The following is a 15,375-nucleotide window of genomic DNA, read 5'->3' as shown; positions in this document are numbered from 1 at the left end:
GAGTTTCGAATTTGTCGGTAAAAGACCCGACAAATGGACAAAGCCACCCCCTGCCCTTAAGGTTCCAGATCCTAGGACATCGCGTCGGCTACCCTGTTGGCGAGTACTTTCGATCCAGAGCGAACAGCATGAGCAAATACAACCAGATCTACAGTGATCTGCTTGCCAGCATTACCACAGAGCAATTGGAAAAAGGCGCCCGGCTGCCGTCGGAAACCGAACTGATGGACAGCTACCAGGCCAGCCGCGGCACCGTGCGCAAGGCCATCGAGCAACTGCAGGAACGCGGTTTCGCCCAGAAGATCCATGGCAAGGGCACCTTCGTGCTGTCCCGCAGCCCGATCGAGTTTCAACTGGGTGGTATCGTCAGCTTCCAGGAAGCCCATTCCAGCCTTGGCAGCAATATAGGCACCGAAGTGGTGGAGTTCAGCGAGATCGCCCTTGAAGGTTCGCTCCAGGAGCGCCTGAATGCCGAGCCGGGCAGCCCGGTGATCCGCATCAAGCGGGTGCGGCGCATTGACGGCAAGCGGATCATTCTCGACATCAACTACTTCGTCGCCAACTTGATCCCCGGCCTGACCCAGGACATCGCCGAGCACTCGATCTATGCGTATATCGAGAAGACCCTGGAGCTGAGTATCAGCTTTGCCCAGCGCACCATCGAGGCGGCCCGTTGCAGCCGGGACGACCTGATGCACCTGGACCTGGATGGGGCCAGCCATGTGATCGTGGTGAAGAACCAGACGTTCTTGCAGGATGGCCGGCAGTTCGAATACACCGAGTCGCGGCACACCCTGGACAAGTTCTACTTTTCGGATGTGGCAAGGCGCTAGGCCGCTGAGGCCGTGTGCGTCATAACACCAGCGCCAGCCACTCGGGGTTGACCACGCCGAGTTTGCTGGTTGCTTTCGTGAGATTGATATCCTGGGCCGCCTGCGCGGTTTCAATCATCAGGGGCTCAAGGTCATAGCCCCGGCCTTCGAGCCAGCCGAGGACTTCCGCCAGGTGCCAGACGGAAGCGCTGCCTTCGTGGACCGCCAACGGAAATGACGCCCCATGACTGAGCATGAGTTTGCGCATGTTCTGCCGTGAAAAGCCGACGATATCGGCGATATCCGAAAGGCCGACCAGATCCGGCACCACCTCGATGAGACGCACATCGGGGATGGCGCGCTTGACGTCTTGCAAGGCGCTGAGCAGTGCCTGGCTGGCACTGGCGGCATCCCGGGAAAACGCTAGCGCCAACCTGCCTGGTACGCCGCTGCCGATTAACGAATCATCACAACCATACTCACACAAGCGCTCAATCAACGCGTCCTGATGGTTGTTCTGTTCCGAGAGTTGATATCTCAGAGTGAATTGATACTCCATGCTTCTACTCCTCAAGTGACATACCCAGGGGATCACTCATGACGCGGTTCAGATCGCAGTTATCAACCACCAACCGCAAATCACGGACATGCCTGTAAACGTTACGCGGTGTGCTATACACACTCGTAATGCAAAACTCGCCACATCGACATAGCTCACTATTGAGCGGGCAATACATCTTGCCCCAGGCATGCGAACCGCCCACCTTGATTCGCCAGCCAAGGTCCTCTGCATGACGTAGTACGTTCTCGATCTCCTTGATCGGGTGTCTTGCTCTAGCCATCCATAGCCTCCAGTCTCGCGCCACGCGCAAAGGTTGTCAACTGACAACCAAATCCATTTATCGACAAAAAATGACTCTCCCGGCACTCCAATTCAGTGCCGGTTTCTTAAGTGTAGGGAGGGATGGGACTGATGCTCTGCGAGGTATTTACGAGGTGTTGCGAGAGCTGGATGAACGCTTCACACCGCATCCCAATAGGGCGGGCTCCCAAATGCCCCACGGAGCCAGTCCGCCAGTGCCCTGAGTTTCGCCGAGGGGTGCTGACCGTCAGGATGTGCGATATAGATGAACTCCTGCTCAGCCTCTATGCCGCCACCGATGTCACCGAAGTGGTGATTCCCGATGCGGGTCACTGGCTGATGGAAGAGGCGCCGGTGCCGTTTAAATCTCTAAAAACAATGACGAATGAACAGTCACCATTGCTGACGCACAACAATCCTTCCCCCGACCTGCACCTGAACCACCCGCGCGCTGCCAATGAAATAAATATCGTTGCCTTTCTCTGAGCTGTCAGTGATATCGATGAGCGTGGCGACCGGGGCGTTGATCACCATCTGCTGCACTTCGTCTTCGTAATCCGGCGGAAAAAAAGCAAGCGGGGCAACAATATACAAAGCATCGATGACCCTTCCGTGGATGCGCTGATTAAATCGCTGCATGAGCAAAACCAGGCGTTGAGGGTAAGCCACCTCGTCTGCACTGAATTGAACAACATGCAGTCCAACGATCTCGTTCTGCAAGATCGCCGTAACGGTGAGGCAACTGGTCACGCCAGCATGCACTAACGTTCTCGCCCTCAAGCAGGATTTAATCTCATCCTCATGAACCACGACTTCCATCCTATGCACCTCATCTGATAAAGGCTTTCCGGTCGTCAAACGATTCAAGCACATTGCCAGTAACGCTACTGGACGTTGCGCCTTCTACCACAACACCCTCCCGCGCGGCGCTGCCTGACAGGGGGCGGCCGCCTCGCGAATCGTATTTTGGGTGATAGCTTCTTGGCTACCATGCCACGAAAAGAGGCGGCTTGGCGACGTCGAGCATTACCATCGCCGCTATGGAAAAATAAAAAAGCCCGCAATTAAGCGGGCTTAGGTTTTTTCTAGACTTGTTGCTATCAGCTTATGCCGGACGCCCGATCATTCCCACTCAATCGTAGCCGGCGGCTTGCTCGACACATCGTAAGTGACGCGGGAGATGCCTTCGATCTCGTTGATGATCCGGCCGCTGACGGTTTCCAGCAGCTCGTACGGCAGGTGCGCCCAACGGGCAGTCATGAAGTCGATGGTTTCCACCGCACGCAGGGCCACGACCCAGGCGTAACGACGGCCATCACCGACCACACCGACCGACTTCACCGGCTGGAACACCACGAACGCCTGGCTGACCTTGTGATACCAGTCGGCCTTGCGCAGTTCTTCGATGAAGATATGGTCGGCACGACGCAGCAGGTCGGCGTATTCCTTCTTCACTTCACCCAGGATCCGCACACCCAGGCCCGGGCCCGGGAACGGGTGACGGTAGACCATGTCGTACGGCAGGCCGAGTTCCAGGCCAAGGCGACGGACCTCGTCCTTGAACAGCTCGCGCAGCGGCTCGACCAGCTTGAGGTTCATCTCTTCCGGCAGGCCACCGACGTTGTGGTGGGACTTGATCACGTGAGCCTTGCCGCTTTTCGCGCCAGCCGACTCGATCACGTCCGGGTAGATGGTGCCCTGGGCCAGGTACTTGATGTTGTCCAGTTTGTTGGACTGGGCATCAAACACGTCGATAAAGGTACGGCCGATGATCTTGCGCTTCTTCTCTGGATCGGACTCGCCGGCCAGGTTGTTCAGGAACTGATCTTCAGCGTTGGCGCGGATCACCTTGACGCCCATGTTCTCGGCGAACATGGCCATCACTTGCTCGCCTTCGTGCAGGCGCAGCAGGCCGTTGTCGACGAAGACGCAGGTCAGCTGGTCGCCAATGGCTTTGTGCAAAAGCGCTGCAACCACCGAGGAATCCACGCCGCCAGACAAGCCCAGGAGGACGTTGTCGGTGCCGACCTGGGCACGGATGTTGGCGATGGCGTCTTCAGCGATTTTCGACGGGGTCCACAGGGCTTCACAGCCGCAGATGTCGAGGATGAAGCGCGACAGGATCCGACCGCCCTGCTTGGTGTGGGTCACTTCCGGGTGGAACTGCACGCCGTAGTAAGCCAGGTCGTCGTTGAACATGCCGGCAATCGGGCAGCTCGGGGTGCTGGCCAGGATATGGAAGTCCTTCGGCATCCGGGTGACCTTGTCACCGTGACTCATCCACACGTCGAGGCCGAACAGGCCGTCGGCGTCGACGTGATCTTCGATGCCGTCCAGCAGGCGGCTCTTGCCGACCACATCCACACGGGCATAACCGAACTCACGCAGCTCCGAACCTTCAACCTTGCCGCCCAACTGCTCGGCCATGGTCTGCATGCCGTAGCAGATACCGAAGACCGGGACACCGAGGTCAAACACGGCTTGCGGGCAGCGCGGGCTGTCGGCTTCGTGCACGGACTCGGGGCCGCCGGCGAGGATGACGCCTTTGGGTGCGAATTCGCGAATCGCTTCGTCGTCCATGTCGAACGGATGCAGTTCGCAGTACACGCCGATTTCACGCACGCGGCGGGCAATCAGCTGGGTGTACTGGGAACCGAAGTCGAGGATCAGGATGCGGTGGGCGTGAATGTCGAGGGCCATGAGTCATTCTCGTCTGTGAAATCAGAAACAACACGGGGCTGTCATCAACAGCCCCGCTTCAAATTCGTCAATCGCCTCCAGGCCAGCGCCAGGAGGCGATCACTATCAACCTACGCGATAGTTTGGAGCTTCTTTGGTGATCTGCACGTCGTGAACGTGAGATTCAGCCATGCCAGCACCGGTGATACGCACGAATTCAGGCTTGGTGCGCATTTCTTCGATGTCGGCGCTGCCGGTGTAGCCCATCGAGGAGCGCAGGCCGCCCATCAGTTGATGGACGATGGCGGTCAGGGAACCTTTGTAAGGTACGCGCCCTTCGATGCCTTCCGGTACCAGCTTCTCGGCACCCGCGGAGGAGTCCTGGAAGTAGCGGTCGGAGGAACCCTGGGACTGCGACATCGCGCCCAGCGAACCCATGCCGCGGTAAGCCTTGTAGGAACGGCCCTGGAACAGTTCGATTTCGCCCGGTGCTTCTTCAGTACCGGCGAACATCGAGCCCATCATCACACAGGAAGCACCCGCGACGATGGCCTTCGACAGGTCACCGGAGAAGCGGATGCCGCCGTCGGCGATCAAGGGTACGCCGGTGCCTTCAAGGGCGGCGGCGACGTTGGCGATGGCACTGATCTGTGGCACGCCGACACCGGCGACGATACGGGTGGTGCAGATCGAGCCAGGGCCGATACCGACCTTGACCGCATCCGCGCCCGCTTCGGCCAAGGCCTTGGCTGCCGCGCCGGTGGCGATGTTGCCGCCGATCACCTGGACTTCAGGGAAGTTCTGCTTGACCCAGCGAACGCGGTCGATCACGCCTTTGGAGTGACCGTGGGCGGTGTCGACCACCACCACGTCAACACCGGCATTGACCAGCGCGGCAACGCGATCAGCGGTGTCTTTACCGGTGCCGACCGCAGCGCCCACGCGCAGACGACCTTGGTCGTCCTTGCTGGCCAGCGGGTAAGCCTTGGATTTTTCGATGTCCTTGACGGTCATCATGCCCTTGAGGGCGAATTTGTCGTCGACGATCAGAACTTTTTCCAAACGGTGCTTGTGCAGCAACTCGCGGACTTCGTTCTTGTTGGCGCCTTCGCGAACAGTGACCAGGCGCTCTTTAGGCGTCATCACTTCACGAACCGGGACATCCATGCGGGTTTCGAAACGCACGTCACGGGAAGTGACGATGCCGACCAGGTCGCCGTCGTGCAGTACTGGCACGCCGGAGATGTTGTGCATGCGGGTCAGTTCGAACAGGTCACGCACCGTGGCGTCGGCCTCGATGGTGATCGGGTCCTTGACCACACCGGCTTCGAACTTCTTGACCTTGCGCACTTCGGCAGCTTGCTGCTCGATGGTCATGTTCTTGTGGATGATACCGATACCGCCTTCCTGGGCCATGGCAATGGCCAGACGGGCTTCGGTCACGGTATCCATGGCAGCGGAAACCAGCGGAATATTCAGCTCGATGCCACGGGTTAGGCGGGTCTTGAGACTGACTTCGTTAGGGAGAACCTCGGAATAACCGGGCACTAGGAGAATGTCGTCGAAGGTCAGAGCTTCTTGGCTGATACGCAGCATCGCGGGGGCTCCCGAGCGGGAAAATGGAAGCGCGCCATTATACTCAGAAGCCCCGCTAGGCTCAATGTAAACCTTGGCTTATTTAAAGCTCCACTTTTACCCAGGCCACCGGCTGATCCAGCCAGTCGGCGAACTCGTCGAGAAAGCTCTGCTTGAAGCCGGCTTCGGCCCAGTTGTTGAAGATAAAACCGAGGTTGGAAAACGCGCAGGCCTGCAGGAACAGAAAGCCGTTGATATCGTCCTCATGGCCACACAGCGGGCAGATGAAGTTCTCGGTACGCCCTGGCATCCACTCTTCGAGACTGTCGAACAGCGCCTCACCCACTTCCTTGCGGCACTCGGCGCAGCCAGCCTCTTCGAGAAAGCCCTTGGCCGGGGTATAGATGCAGCGCTTGGTGACGATCTCCATGCCGTTGATCGGCTCATTGAACGGCAACGCATCGGGGCGCAGCACCACACTGGCGGCGCCCGGGGCAATGGCATGGGCCATGCGGTTGCCGGTGCGACCGCAGGTGCTCAGTTGCTCCTCGATGATGTTCTTGCGCACCAGCCAGCGCACGATGGCCCGGGCCCGGGGTTCGTGGACCGGCAAGGTGGAAATCTTCGGGACGATGATGCTTTGGGAATTCATGGGGACGGCCTGGAGCGTCTGAAGAAGGATTGCGTTGGCTGGGCAATTGCTATCGCGAGCAAGCTCGCTCCTACAGGAGTGATCGGTGGCAAGGTGTACACCTGACCCTGTAGGAGCGAGCTTGCTCGCGAAAAATTTCAACGGCCGGCAGCTTAATCCCTGGCGCCATCAGGTCAAGTACTCAAGTACCGCGTAATCAAGGCAATCCCGCTGGCCAGCACCAACCAGGTGACCAACCGCACGAAGGCTTCACGAGACAGCTTCGACGTCACCCGCCGACCGATCCACATGCCCAACAGCATTGCCGGGAGCAAACACACCGCCAACATCAATAAGGGTAGCTCGGCATAGACACCCGCAATCGCAAACAGCGACAGACGCACCACCGTGCTGCAACTGATCAGCGCACTCTGCGTCGCCCGTGCCGCGTCCTTGGGCAAACGGCTGTTGAGATAGATCGCATACAGAAAGCCGCCGCTGCCAAACAACGCACCGAACATCCCGCCCACTACCCCCATCGGCACCGCCCACCCCGCCGCCAGTTGCGTCGGTCGCGCCGTCACCAACAGGCTGTAGACCGCATAGGCGCTGATAAACAACCCCATCAGCAGCAACAGGATGTCGGACTTGAGGTTCAACAGGAAGATCACCCCCAGGGTGCAGCCCACCGCCATGCATGGCAACAACCGCAACAACTCCGGCCTGACCACGTCCTTGCGGGACGGCAACAGGTTGCCAAAGGCAGCGATGAAATCCAGCAACACCAACAGCGGGATGATCTTCGACAACGGCATGAACAGGATCAGGATCGGCCCGGCCACCAGCGCCGTGCCGAAACCGGCCACGCCGAAGACGATATAAGCCAGGGCCACCCCCAACTCCACCACCAACCAATCGGTGGCGCTGAATGGCCACTGGTTCAACAGCGCAACAAGACTCATGAAGAACACTTCCGCAATGGGTTCGATTGACTTTAGCCAGCGGCGAGCCTTGCGACTAATATATTCAAAGCCCACCACCCATCTCGAAAAGGCATGACTCGTGATTTCCACTCGCCAATTGCGCTACTTCGTCGAGATCGCCGAGTCCGGCAGCTTCAGCGCCGCCGCCGAACGCCTGTTTATTGCCCAGTCGGCCTTGAGCCGACAAATCAAGGAACTGGAAAACCATTTGCAGACGCCCTTGTTCGAACGCACGGCGCGTCAGCCGAGACTGACCGCGGCCGGCGAAGCTTTTTATCAGCGGGCAAGGAATCTGTTGAGCGAACTGAACAAGGCCAGCGAGCTGGCGACCCAGGTGGGCAAAGGGCAACTGGGCACCTTGCGCCTGAGTCATTCCAGTACGGTGCCGATGAGCGGGCGATTGCTGCGGGCAATCAGTCACTATCTGGACGAGAGCCCGGGGGCGTCGATGGATATCGTCAAGCTGTCCTCCGAAGCCCAGCTCGAAGAGCTCGCCGAGGGCCGGCTGGATATCGGCCTGTTGCGCCTGCCGGTACTGCGCCAGCGCGAGGGGATGCAGATCCTGACGCTGTTCAGCGAGCGCCTGTTGCTGGCGGTGCCGCCCAATCATCCGCTGGCAGGCTCGACCGAGGGTATCGACCTCGCCTTATTAAAGGACGAAGCCTTTATCTCCATTCCGCATCCGCAGCGCGGAGGCTTGAGTTATCTCTCGGCCGAGCTGTGCATGCGCCAGGGCTTCTTTCCCAAGGCAGCGCGAGTGGTGTCGCGCAAGACTACCCAGTTGCAGTTGATCCAGGCCGGCTTCGGCATCGCGTTGCTGCCCGAGTCGATGCAGGACATCGCCCCGACGAATATCCATTTCCTGCCCCTCAAGGACCCGGATTGCCAGAGCACCCTGGCCCTGGCCTGCCGCCAGGAGCCGACGCCGCTGGTGGCGCAGTTTGTCGAGCGTTTCAGCCAAGCCTTGCGCGATCCATCGAACATCACCATACCCCCTGTAGGAGCCGGCTTGCCGGCGATGGCGTCCGAATGATCACCGCAAGCCCCAATGCTCCCACAAGGATCGCGCCGCCTTGACGTGCGTATTCCATGAGCGCGCTACACACCCATGGTGATCGACGACCGAATGCCTTTATCATGCAGCCCATGATTAAAGATCCCTTTTCACGCCTGGGCCTCGACCGCGAAGTCCTCACTGTCAGCCAGCTCAACGGCCGCGCGCGGGTGTTGCTCGAAGACGTGTTCAGCAATATCTGGGTCGAAGGCGAAATTTCCAACCTCGCCCGTCCGGCGTCCGGACATATCTATTTCACCCTCAAGGACAGCGGCGCCCAGGTCCGTTGCGCACTGTTCCGGCAGAACGCCGCCCGGGTGCGCCAGGCACTGAAGGACGGCCTGGCGGTCAAGGTCCGCGGCAAGGTCTCGCTGTTCGAGGGGCGCGGCGACTATCAGCTGATTCTCGATACCGTGGAGCCCGCCGGCGATGGCGCCCTGCGCCTGGCCTTCGATGCCCTGAAGGAAAAACTCAGCGCCGAGGGCCTGTTCAGCGCCGAGCGCAAGGTTCCGCTGCCCGCCCACCCGCAACGTATCGGCATTATCAGTTCGCCCACCGGTGCGGTGATCCGCGACATCATCAGCGTCTTCCGCCGCCGTGCTCCCCAGGTCGAACTGACGCTGATCCCTACCGCCGTGCAAGGTCGCGAAGCCATCACGCAAATCGTCCGTGCCCTGAAGCTGGCCGACGCCAAGGGCTTCGACGCGCTGATCCTGGCCCGTGGCGGCGGTTCGCTGGAGGACCTCTGGTGCTTCAACGAAGAAGCCGTGGCCCGTGCGGTGGACGCTTGTGTCACGCCAATCGTCAGTGCCATCGGCCATGAAACCGATGTGTCCATCAGCGACTTTGTCGCCGACGTCCGCGCCCCGACGCCCTCCGCCGCCGCTGAACTGCTGGCCCCGGACTCCAGCGACCTGCAACGTCGGGTCGAGAGCCTGCACCGGCGCCTGGTGATGCGGATCCGCGACCGCCTGATGCGCGACCGCCTGCGCCTCGACGGTCTGGCTCGGCGCCTGCGCCACCCCGGTGAACGCCTGCGTCAACAGGCCCAGCGCCTGGATGACCTGGATATGCGCATGCGCCGGGCCTTCGAACGCCAACTCAATACCCGCCGGGAAAAACTGATTCGCCTGGAAACCCGCCTCGCCGGGCAACATCCGGGCCGGCAGTTGGCACTCCTGCGCCAGCGCCTCGACAGTCTCTCCGAACGCCTGCCCCGGGCCATGCGCGAAGGCCTGAAAGCCCGGCGCCTGCAACTGCAAAGCCAAATGCAGACACTTCATGTCGTCAGTCCCCTGGCCACACTTGGCCGTGGCTACAGTATTCTGCTGGACGAGCGCGGCCAGGCCATCCGCAATGCCGAGCAGACCCACACCGGCCAACGCCTGAAGGCGAAGCTTGGCGAGGGTGAATTGCAGGTGCGGGTCGAGGACAACCATCTGACACCGGTCACCCTTTCCTTACTGGACTGATTTTCAAGGGATCTGAGCATGCCCCGTTTTCTTGGTGTCCTGCTGTTGCTGGGCCTGGCCTTCAATGCCCACGCCGACAGCTATCTTACCCGCCTGCTGAACAAGCCGGTGCCTGGCGGCGTGGCCGTTGTCGATCTCGGGCCGAACGCCCAGGCGCCCAAGGCCAGCTACCAGGGCAAACCCGTGTTGGTGGTCAAGGAACAGAACAGCTGGCTGGCGATTGTCGGTATTCCCCTGACCGTGAAACCCGGTAGCCAGCAGATCAGCTCCGCAGGGCGCAGCCTGGGTTTCAATGTCGGCAGCAAGAAGTACCCGGAACAGCACATCACCTTGAAGAACACCCGGCAGGTCAACCCGAATCCCGCCGACCTCAAGCGCATCGATGAAGAACTGGCGGTACAGATTCGCGCCTATCGCAGCTTCAGCCCGGGCACGCCAAGCAACCTGCTGCTGGACAAGCCGGTCAATGGCCCGCTGTCGAGCCGCTTCGGCGTGCGCCGGTTCTTCAACGGCGAGGAGCGCAACCCGCACTCCGGGCTGGACTTTGCGGTGCCGGCGGGCACACCGATCAAGACTCCGGCAGCGGGCAAGGTGATCCTGATCGGCAATTACTTCTTCAACGGCAACACTGTGTTCGTCGACCACGGCCAGGGCTTTATCAGCATGTTCTGTCATATGTCGAAGATCGATGTGCAGGTGGGTCAATCCCTGGCACGCGGTGCGGTGGTGGGCAAGGTTGGCGCCACGGGGCGAGCGACCGGGCCGCATATGCACTGGAACGTCAGCCTGAATGACGCCCGGGTCGATCCGGCGATCTTTATCGGCGCATTCCAACCCTGAAGGCCAATACGCCGCTTGCTCGCGATCGAGCCCGTGAACCTTGTATCGCCTGTTCGGCCGTCATCGCGAGCAAGCTCGCTCCTACAAGGGATTGCGGAACGACGAGCCTTCTGTGCTGAAACACCAGACCTGTAGGAGCAAGCTTGCTCGCGATGGGGCCCTTGAGCCTTGCCGCGATCATCCGGACGTCATCGCCAGCAAGCTGGCTCCTACAAGGGGTGGTTTCAGTCAGCTCGCTTTCGGGAAAAATTGCGCAGCGCCAAAATAGTGCGCAATTGTTCTAGACTTCACGGCACAAAATAAGAATAAAATCTCGTAAAAATCGACTTTACGAGGATTCCTCTCAATTTTTCCCACAGGCTTGCCATCTTTCACCTCAGTGGTTAGGGTTGAAGACATGAAAACATCTCACACCCTCATTCAGCGACGTCAACACCGCAGCCTCTGCCTCGTCAGCGCACGACTGCCAGGCTGAATCGAACGACCTCGCCCCCGGTTTTCTCCCCGATAACACATTACTGGCTGGCCGCCTTTTTTCGGCCCTGACCCCAAGGAATTTCCCATGAGCATGCTCAAAGACCCGTCCTCGAAGTACCGTGCGTTCCCGACCATCGATCTCCCAGATCGCACCTGGCCTTCGAAAACCATCACCAGCGCGCCGATCTGGTGCAGCTCCGACCTGCGCGACGGCAACCAGTCGCTGATCGAGCCGATGGACGCGGCGAAAAAACTGCGCTTCTGGAAAACCCTGGTCAGCGTCGGCGTGAAGGAAATCGAAGCGTCGTTCCCGGCCGCTTCGCAAACCGACTTCGACTTCGTCCGTACCCTGATCGAAGACAACCATATCCCCGCGGACACCACCATCCAGGTGCTGACCCAGGGTCGTGAAGATTTGATCGAGCGCACCTTCGAATCCCTGCGTGGGGCGAAGAAAGCCATCGTTCACTTGTACAACGCCACCTCGCCGTCCTTCCGCCGCATTGTCTTCAACCAGGACAAGGACGGGATCAAGGCCATCGCGGTCAACGCCGCCAAGCTGTTCGTCAAATACGCCGCCCAGCAGCCGGACACCCAGTGGCAGTTCGAATACTCCCCGGAAACCTTCAGCGCCACCGAACTGGAGTTCGCCAAGGAAGTCTGCGACGCGGTGATCGAAGTCTGGAACCCGACGCCCGAGCACAAGGTGATCCTCAACCTGCCGGCAACGGTCGAGTGCGCCACTCCGAATATCTACGCCGACCAGATCGAGTGGTTCGGTCGTCATATCAACCGTCGTGACAGCGTGATCATCAGTCTGCACACCCACAACGACCGTGGCACCGGCGTAGCCGCCACCGAACTGGGCCTGATGGCCGGCGCCGACCGCGTCGAAGGTTGCCTGTTCGGCAACGGCGAGCGTACCGGTAACGTCGACCTGGTGACCGTGGCCCTGAACATGTACACCCAGGGCCTCGACCCTGAGCTGGACTTCTCCGACATCGACGGCGTGCGCAAGGTGGTCGAGGAGTGCAACCAGATTCCGGTGCACCCACGTCACCCGTATGTCGGCGACCTGGTCCACACCGCGTTCTCCGGCTCCCACCAGGATGCGATTCGCAAGGGCTTCGCCCAGCAACAAGCGGACACCCTGTGGGAAGTGCCGTACCTGCCGATCGACCCGGCCGACATCGGCCGCAGCTACGAGGCGGTGATCCGCGTCAACAGCCAGTCGGGCAAGGGTGGTATCGCCTACCTGCTGGAGCAGGAATACGGCATCAGCCTGCCGCGTCGCATGCAGATCGAGTTCAGCCAGGTGGTACAGCGTGAAACCGACCGTCTCGGCCTGGAAATGACCGCACAACAGATCCATGCCCTGCTGCACAGCGAGTACCTGCAAGCCAACACCCCGTATGCGCTGGTCAGCCATCGCCTGCAGGAAGAAAACGGCAACAGTGCCGTGGAAGTGGAAGTCTCCGGCAAAGGCCAGGGCGAGACCAACCTGCACTGGCGCGGCAAGGGCAACGGCGCCCTGGAAGCCCTGGTGGCCGGCCTGCCACTGCCGGTGGAGATCATGGACTACAACGAGCACGCCATCGGTGCCGGGACCAACGCCAAGGCCGCGGCCTATATCGAGCTGCGGGTGAACGGCGAACGTGCGGTGCACGGCGTGGGCATCGATGAAAACATCACCACCGCCAGCTTCAAGGCGCTGTTCAGTGCGCTGAATCGTTCGTTGAGCCAGGTGGACACCACCCAGGCGGCGTAATCGCCGGCTGAAATGAAAAGGCCCCGGTGGTGTGGACCCCGGGGCCTTTTTTGTGTGCTTGAGTCCGCTATCGCGAGCAAGCTTGCTCCTACAAAGTTCGCGGCGTACACAAGAACATGGCTCGACGCCGAACCTGTAGGAGTAGCCGGTCGACGCTCGATTGCTCGTGATGAACGATAACGCGGTCTAATGATGTAGTTCGAAGCTGTCCGCATCCAGGTAAGCCGGAAACCGCGTCCGATAGGCCGCCAACTCCGTAGCACTCAAGGTGACCTGGAACACGCCATCGGCCTCCCCCGCTCCCAGCAGCGACTCACCCTGGAAATCCAGCACCTGGCTGTCACCGGTATAAGCGAAGCCCTTGCCATCGATGCCGACCCGATTCACCGCCGCCACATAACACAGGTTTTCAATCGCCCGTGCCGGCAACAAGCGGTTCCAGTGCAAACGCCGCGCCCCCGGCCAGTTGGCGGTGTACAGCAGCAGATCGGTGTCCTGGGCATCGCGGCTCCACACCGGGAAACGCAGGTCGTAGCAAATCAGCGGGCGCACTCGCCAGCCCTTGAGTTCGAACTGTATCTGGCGCTCCCCAGGGGTGTAATGGTTATGCTCGCCGGCCATGCGGAACAGATGGCGCTTGTCATAGTGCAGCACTTCACCGTCCGGTCGTGCCCACAACAGGCGGTTACGGTGGCTGCCATCGGCAGCCCGGACAATCACGCTGCCGGTAATCACCGCATCGAGCTTTTTCGCCTGCTCACGCAGCCAGTGGCTGGTCGGACCGTTTTCAGCTTCGGCCAGGGTCTGCGACTCCATGGAGAAACCGGTGGTGAACATCTCCGGCAGGATCACCAGGTCAGCCCCCGCAGCCTGCTCCAGCAGGACGTCGAAATGCTCCAGGTTGGCCTGACGGTCATGCCAGGCCAAAGAGGTCTGCACCAGCGCGAGTTTCAGGTCCGGCAAGGCACTCAGATCACGCATAGTTTCTCCGCCGCTTCACGCAACGTCTCCTCGCGTTTGGCAAAACACAGGCGCACCAGGCGCTGCCCTTGCGGTGGATTCTGGTAGAACACCGACACCGGAATGCTCGCCACGCCGTGTTTGCGGGTCATCCACACCGCCATGTCGACGTCATTCAGGTCCGGGCGGATCTGCGAGTAGTCGACCAACTGGAAGTAGGTCCCCGCCGCCCGCTTGAAGCTGAAACGCGACTCGCCCAGCAGGTCGCAGAACAGGTCGCGTTTTTCCTGGTAGAACGCCGGCAGTTCCTCGACATGCTCCGGGCGTAACGCCATGAAATCAGCCAACGCGTACTGCAACGGCGTCACGCCGCAGAAACTGACGTACTGGTGCACCTTGCGCAGTTCGGCGGTAAGGGCTGGCGGCGCCACCACATAGCCGGTTTTCCAGCCGGTGACGTGGTAGGTCTTGCCGAACGAGCTGACCACAAAGGCCCGCTGATACAACGCCTCATGGGCCAATACGCTGGCATGGGGCACGCCGTCGAACACCAGGTGTTCATAGACTTCGTCACTGACCAGGTAGATATCGCGATCGGCGATCAACGCCGCCAACTGATCCAGTTCGGCATGACTGATCAGCGCACCGCTGGGGTTGTGCGGGCTGTTGAGGATGATCATGCGGGTGCGCGGGCTCAGCGCATCGGTGAGTTTCTGCCAGTCGATGGAGAAGTCATCCAGCCCGAGTTGCACATGCACGCAACGCCCGCCGGCCAATTCCACCGAGGGCTCGTAGCTGTCGTAGCAAGGGTCGAAGACGATCACCTCGTCGCCGGGGTGGATCACCGCCTGGATAGCACAGAAGATCGCCTGGGTCGCGCCGGGGGTGATGGTGATCTCGGCATCGACGTTCACGTGCACGCCATAGCTGCGGGCAATTTTCGCCGCCACTTGCTGACGCAGGGGCAGCAGCCCGGTCATTGGGGCGTACTGGTTATGACCGTTGTTGATATGCCGGCCAACGGCATCGCGCAGGGCCTGCGGCCCCTCGAAATCCGGGAAACCCTGGGACAAATTCAGCGCGCCGGTTTCCGTCGCGAGCGCGGACATACGGGTAAAGATGGTGGTGCCGACATTCGGCAACTTGCTGGTGATCATGGGGTCGTTTTCCCTGCTGAACACCCGGCTCTACGGGGCACGGGGCATTCGAGGATAACGTAAACACCAGGCATGAAAAAGGGCGCCGAGGCGCCCGTTTTCATG

The 15,375-nt window shown here is 60.4% G+C and carries 14 protein-coding genes; 5 read left to right on the top strand and 9 right to left on the bottom strand.

The annotated features are described in order from the left end of the window. Positions 1–128: 128 nt before the first annotated feature. The gene (gene treR, locus HX866_RS19055) at positions 129–833 is read left to right on the top strand and encodes a trehalose operon repressor (RefSeq protein ID WP_177096513.1); all 705 of its coding nucleotides are present in this window, start codon (positions 129–131) and stop codon (positions 831–833) included. Positions 834–852: 19 nt separating this feature from the next. Here the strand turns inward: treR and HX866_RS19050 are convergent, their stop codons facing one another. The 7 genes from HX866_RS19050 to HX866_RS19025 form a co-directional block, all read right to left on the bottom strand. Beyond that, complete coding sequence (locus HX866_RS19050) at positions 853–1,371, bottom strand: helix-turn-helix transcriptional regulator (protein ID WP_177096512.1); 519 nt, start codon at positions 1,369–1,371, stop codon at positions 853–855. Between the two features lie 4 nt (positions 1,372–1,375). Next, positions 1,376–1,654: a hypothetical protein gene (locus tag HX866_RS34395; RefSeq protein WP_256261417.1), complete on the bottom strand. Its 279-nt coding sequence runs from the start codon at positions 1,652–1,654 to the stop codon at positions 1,376–1,378. 413 nt (positions 1,655–2,067) lie between these two features. Continuing rightward, positions 2,068–2,493, bottom strand: coding sequence for a hypothetical protein (locus HX866_RS19045; RefSeq protein ID WP_177096510.1), 426 nt, complete (start codon positions 2,491–2,493; stop codon positions 2,068–2,070). 303 nt (positions 2,494–2,796) lie between these two features. After that, positions 2,797–4,374 carry a glutamine-hydrolyzing GMP synthase gene (gene guaA, locus HX866_RS19040; protein ID WP_177140239.1) on the bottom strand — a complete coding sequence of 526 codons (1,578 nt, stop codon included), beginning with the start codon at positions 4,372–4,374 and terminating at the stop codon, positions 2,797–2,799. Between the two features lie 105 nt (positions 4,375–4,479). Then, positions 4,480–5,949: an IMP dehydrogenase gene (gene guaB / locus HX866_RS19035; RefSeq protein ID WP_177096506.1), complete on the bottom strand. Its 1,470-nt coding sequence runs from the start codon at positions 5,947–5,949 to the stop codon at positions 4,480–4,482. An 82-nt stretch (positions 5,950–6,031) separates the two neighbouring features. After that, on the bottom strand, positions 6,032–6,580 hold the full coding sequence (locus HX866_RS19030; protein ID WP_177140238.1) for a sugar ABC transporter ATPase: 549 nt from the start codon (positions 6,578–6,580) through the stop codon (positions 6,032–6,034). A 173-nt stretch (positions 6,581–6,753) separates the two neighbouring features. Further along, a complete protein-coding gene (locus HX866_RS19025) occupies positions 6,754–7,521 on the bottom strand; it encodes a sulfite exporter TauE/SafE family protein (RefSeq protein ID WP_177140237.1) in 768 nt (255 codons plus the stop codon). A 100-nt stretch (positions 7,522–7,621) separates the two neighbouring features. Between HX866_RS19025 and HX866_RS19020 the strand changes: the two genes are divergently transcribed. From HX866_RS19020 to leuA, 4 genes are all read left to right on the top strand, one after another. After that, positions 7,622–8,575, top strand: a complete 954-nt coding sequence (locus HX866_RS19020) for a LysR family transcriptional regulator (RefSeq protein WP_371319265.1) — start codon at positions 7,622–7,624, stop codon at positions 8,573–8,575. A 113-nt stretch (positions 8,576–8,688) separates the two neighbouring features. After that, entirely contained in the window at positions 8,689–10,068 is a 1,380-nt protein-coding gene (gene xseA / locus HX866_RS19015) for an exodeoxyribonuclease VII large subunit (protein WP_177140307.1), read from the top strand. A gap of 18 nt (positions 10,069–10,086) precedes the next feature. After that, positions 10,087–10,908 carry a peptidoglycan DD-metalloendopeptidase family protein gene (locus tag HX866_RS19010; RefSeq protein ID WP_177140236.1) on the top strand — a complete coding sequence of 274 codons (822 nt, stop codon included), beginning with the start codon at positions 10,087–10,089 and terminating at the stop codon, positions 10,906–10,908. A 562-nt stretch (positions 10,909–11,470) separates the two neighbouring features. Further along, on the top strand, positions 11,471–13,153 hold the full coding sequence (leuA, locus tag HX866_RS19005; RefSeq protein WP_177103682.1) for a 2-isopropylmalate synthase: 1,683 nt from the start codon (positions 11,471–11,473) through the stop codon (positions 13,151–13,153). A 186-nt stretch (positions 13,154–13,339) separates the two neighbouring features. On the opposite strand, the gene HX866_RS19000 is transcribed toward leuA, so the two are convergent. Further along, positions 13,340–14,134: an amidohydrolase gene (locus HX866_RS19000; RefSeq protein ID WP_177096496.1), complete on the bottom strand. Its 795-nt coding sequence runs from the start codon at positions 14,132–14,134 to the stop codon at positions 13,340–13,342. Next, a complete protein-coding gene (locus HX866_RS18995; RefSeq protein WP_177140235.1) occupies positions 14,122–15,270 on the bottom strand; it encodes a pyridoxal phosphate-dependent aminotransferase in 1,149 nt (382 codons plus the stop codon). Before HX866_RS18995 ends, HX866_RS19000 begins: the two co-directional genes overlap by 13 nt. Positions 15,271–15,375: the final 105 nt, after the last annotated feature.

It is taken from the genome of Pseudomonas gingeri, assembly GCF_013386165.1.
Taxonomy (GTDB): Bacteria; Pseudomonadota; Gammaproteobacteria; order Pseudomonadales; family Pseudomonadaceae; genus Aquipseudomonas; species Aquipseudomonas gingeri_C.
Note: the sequence above shows the minus strand (reverse complement) of the source record. Positions and strands in the feature narration are given on the sequence as shown.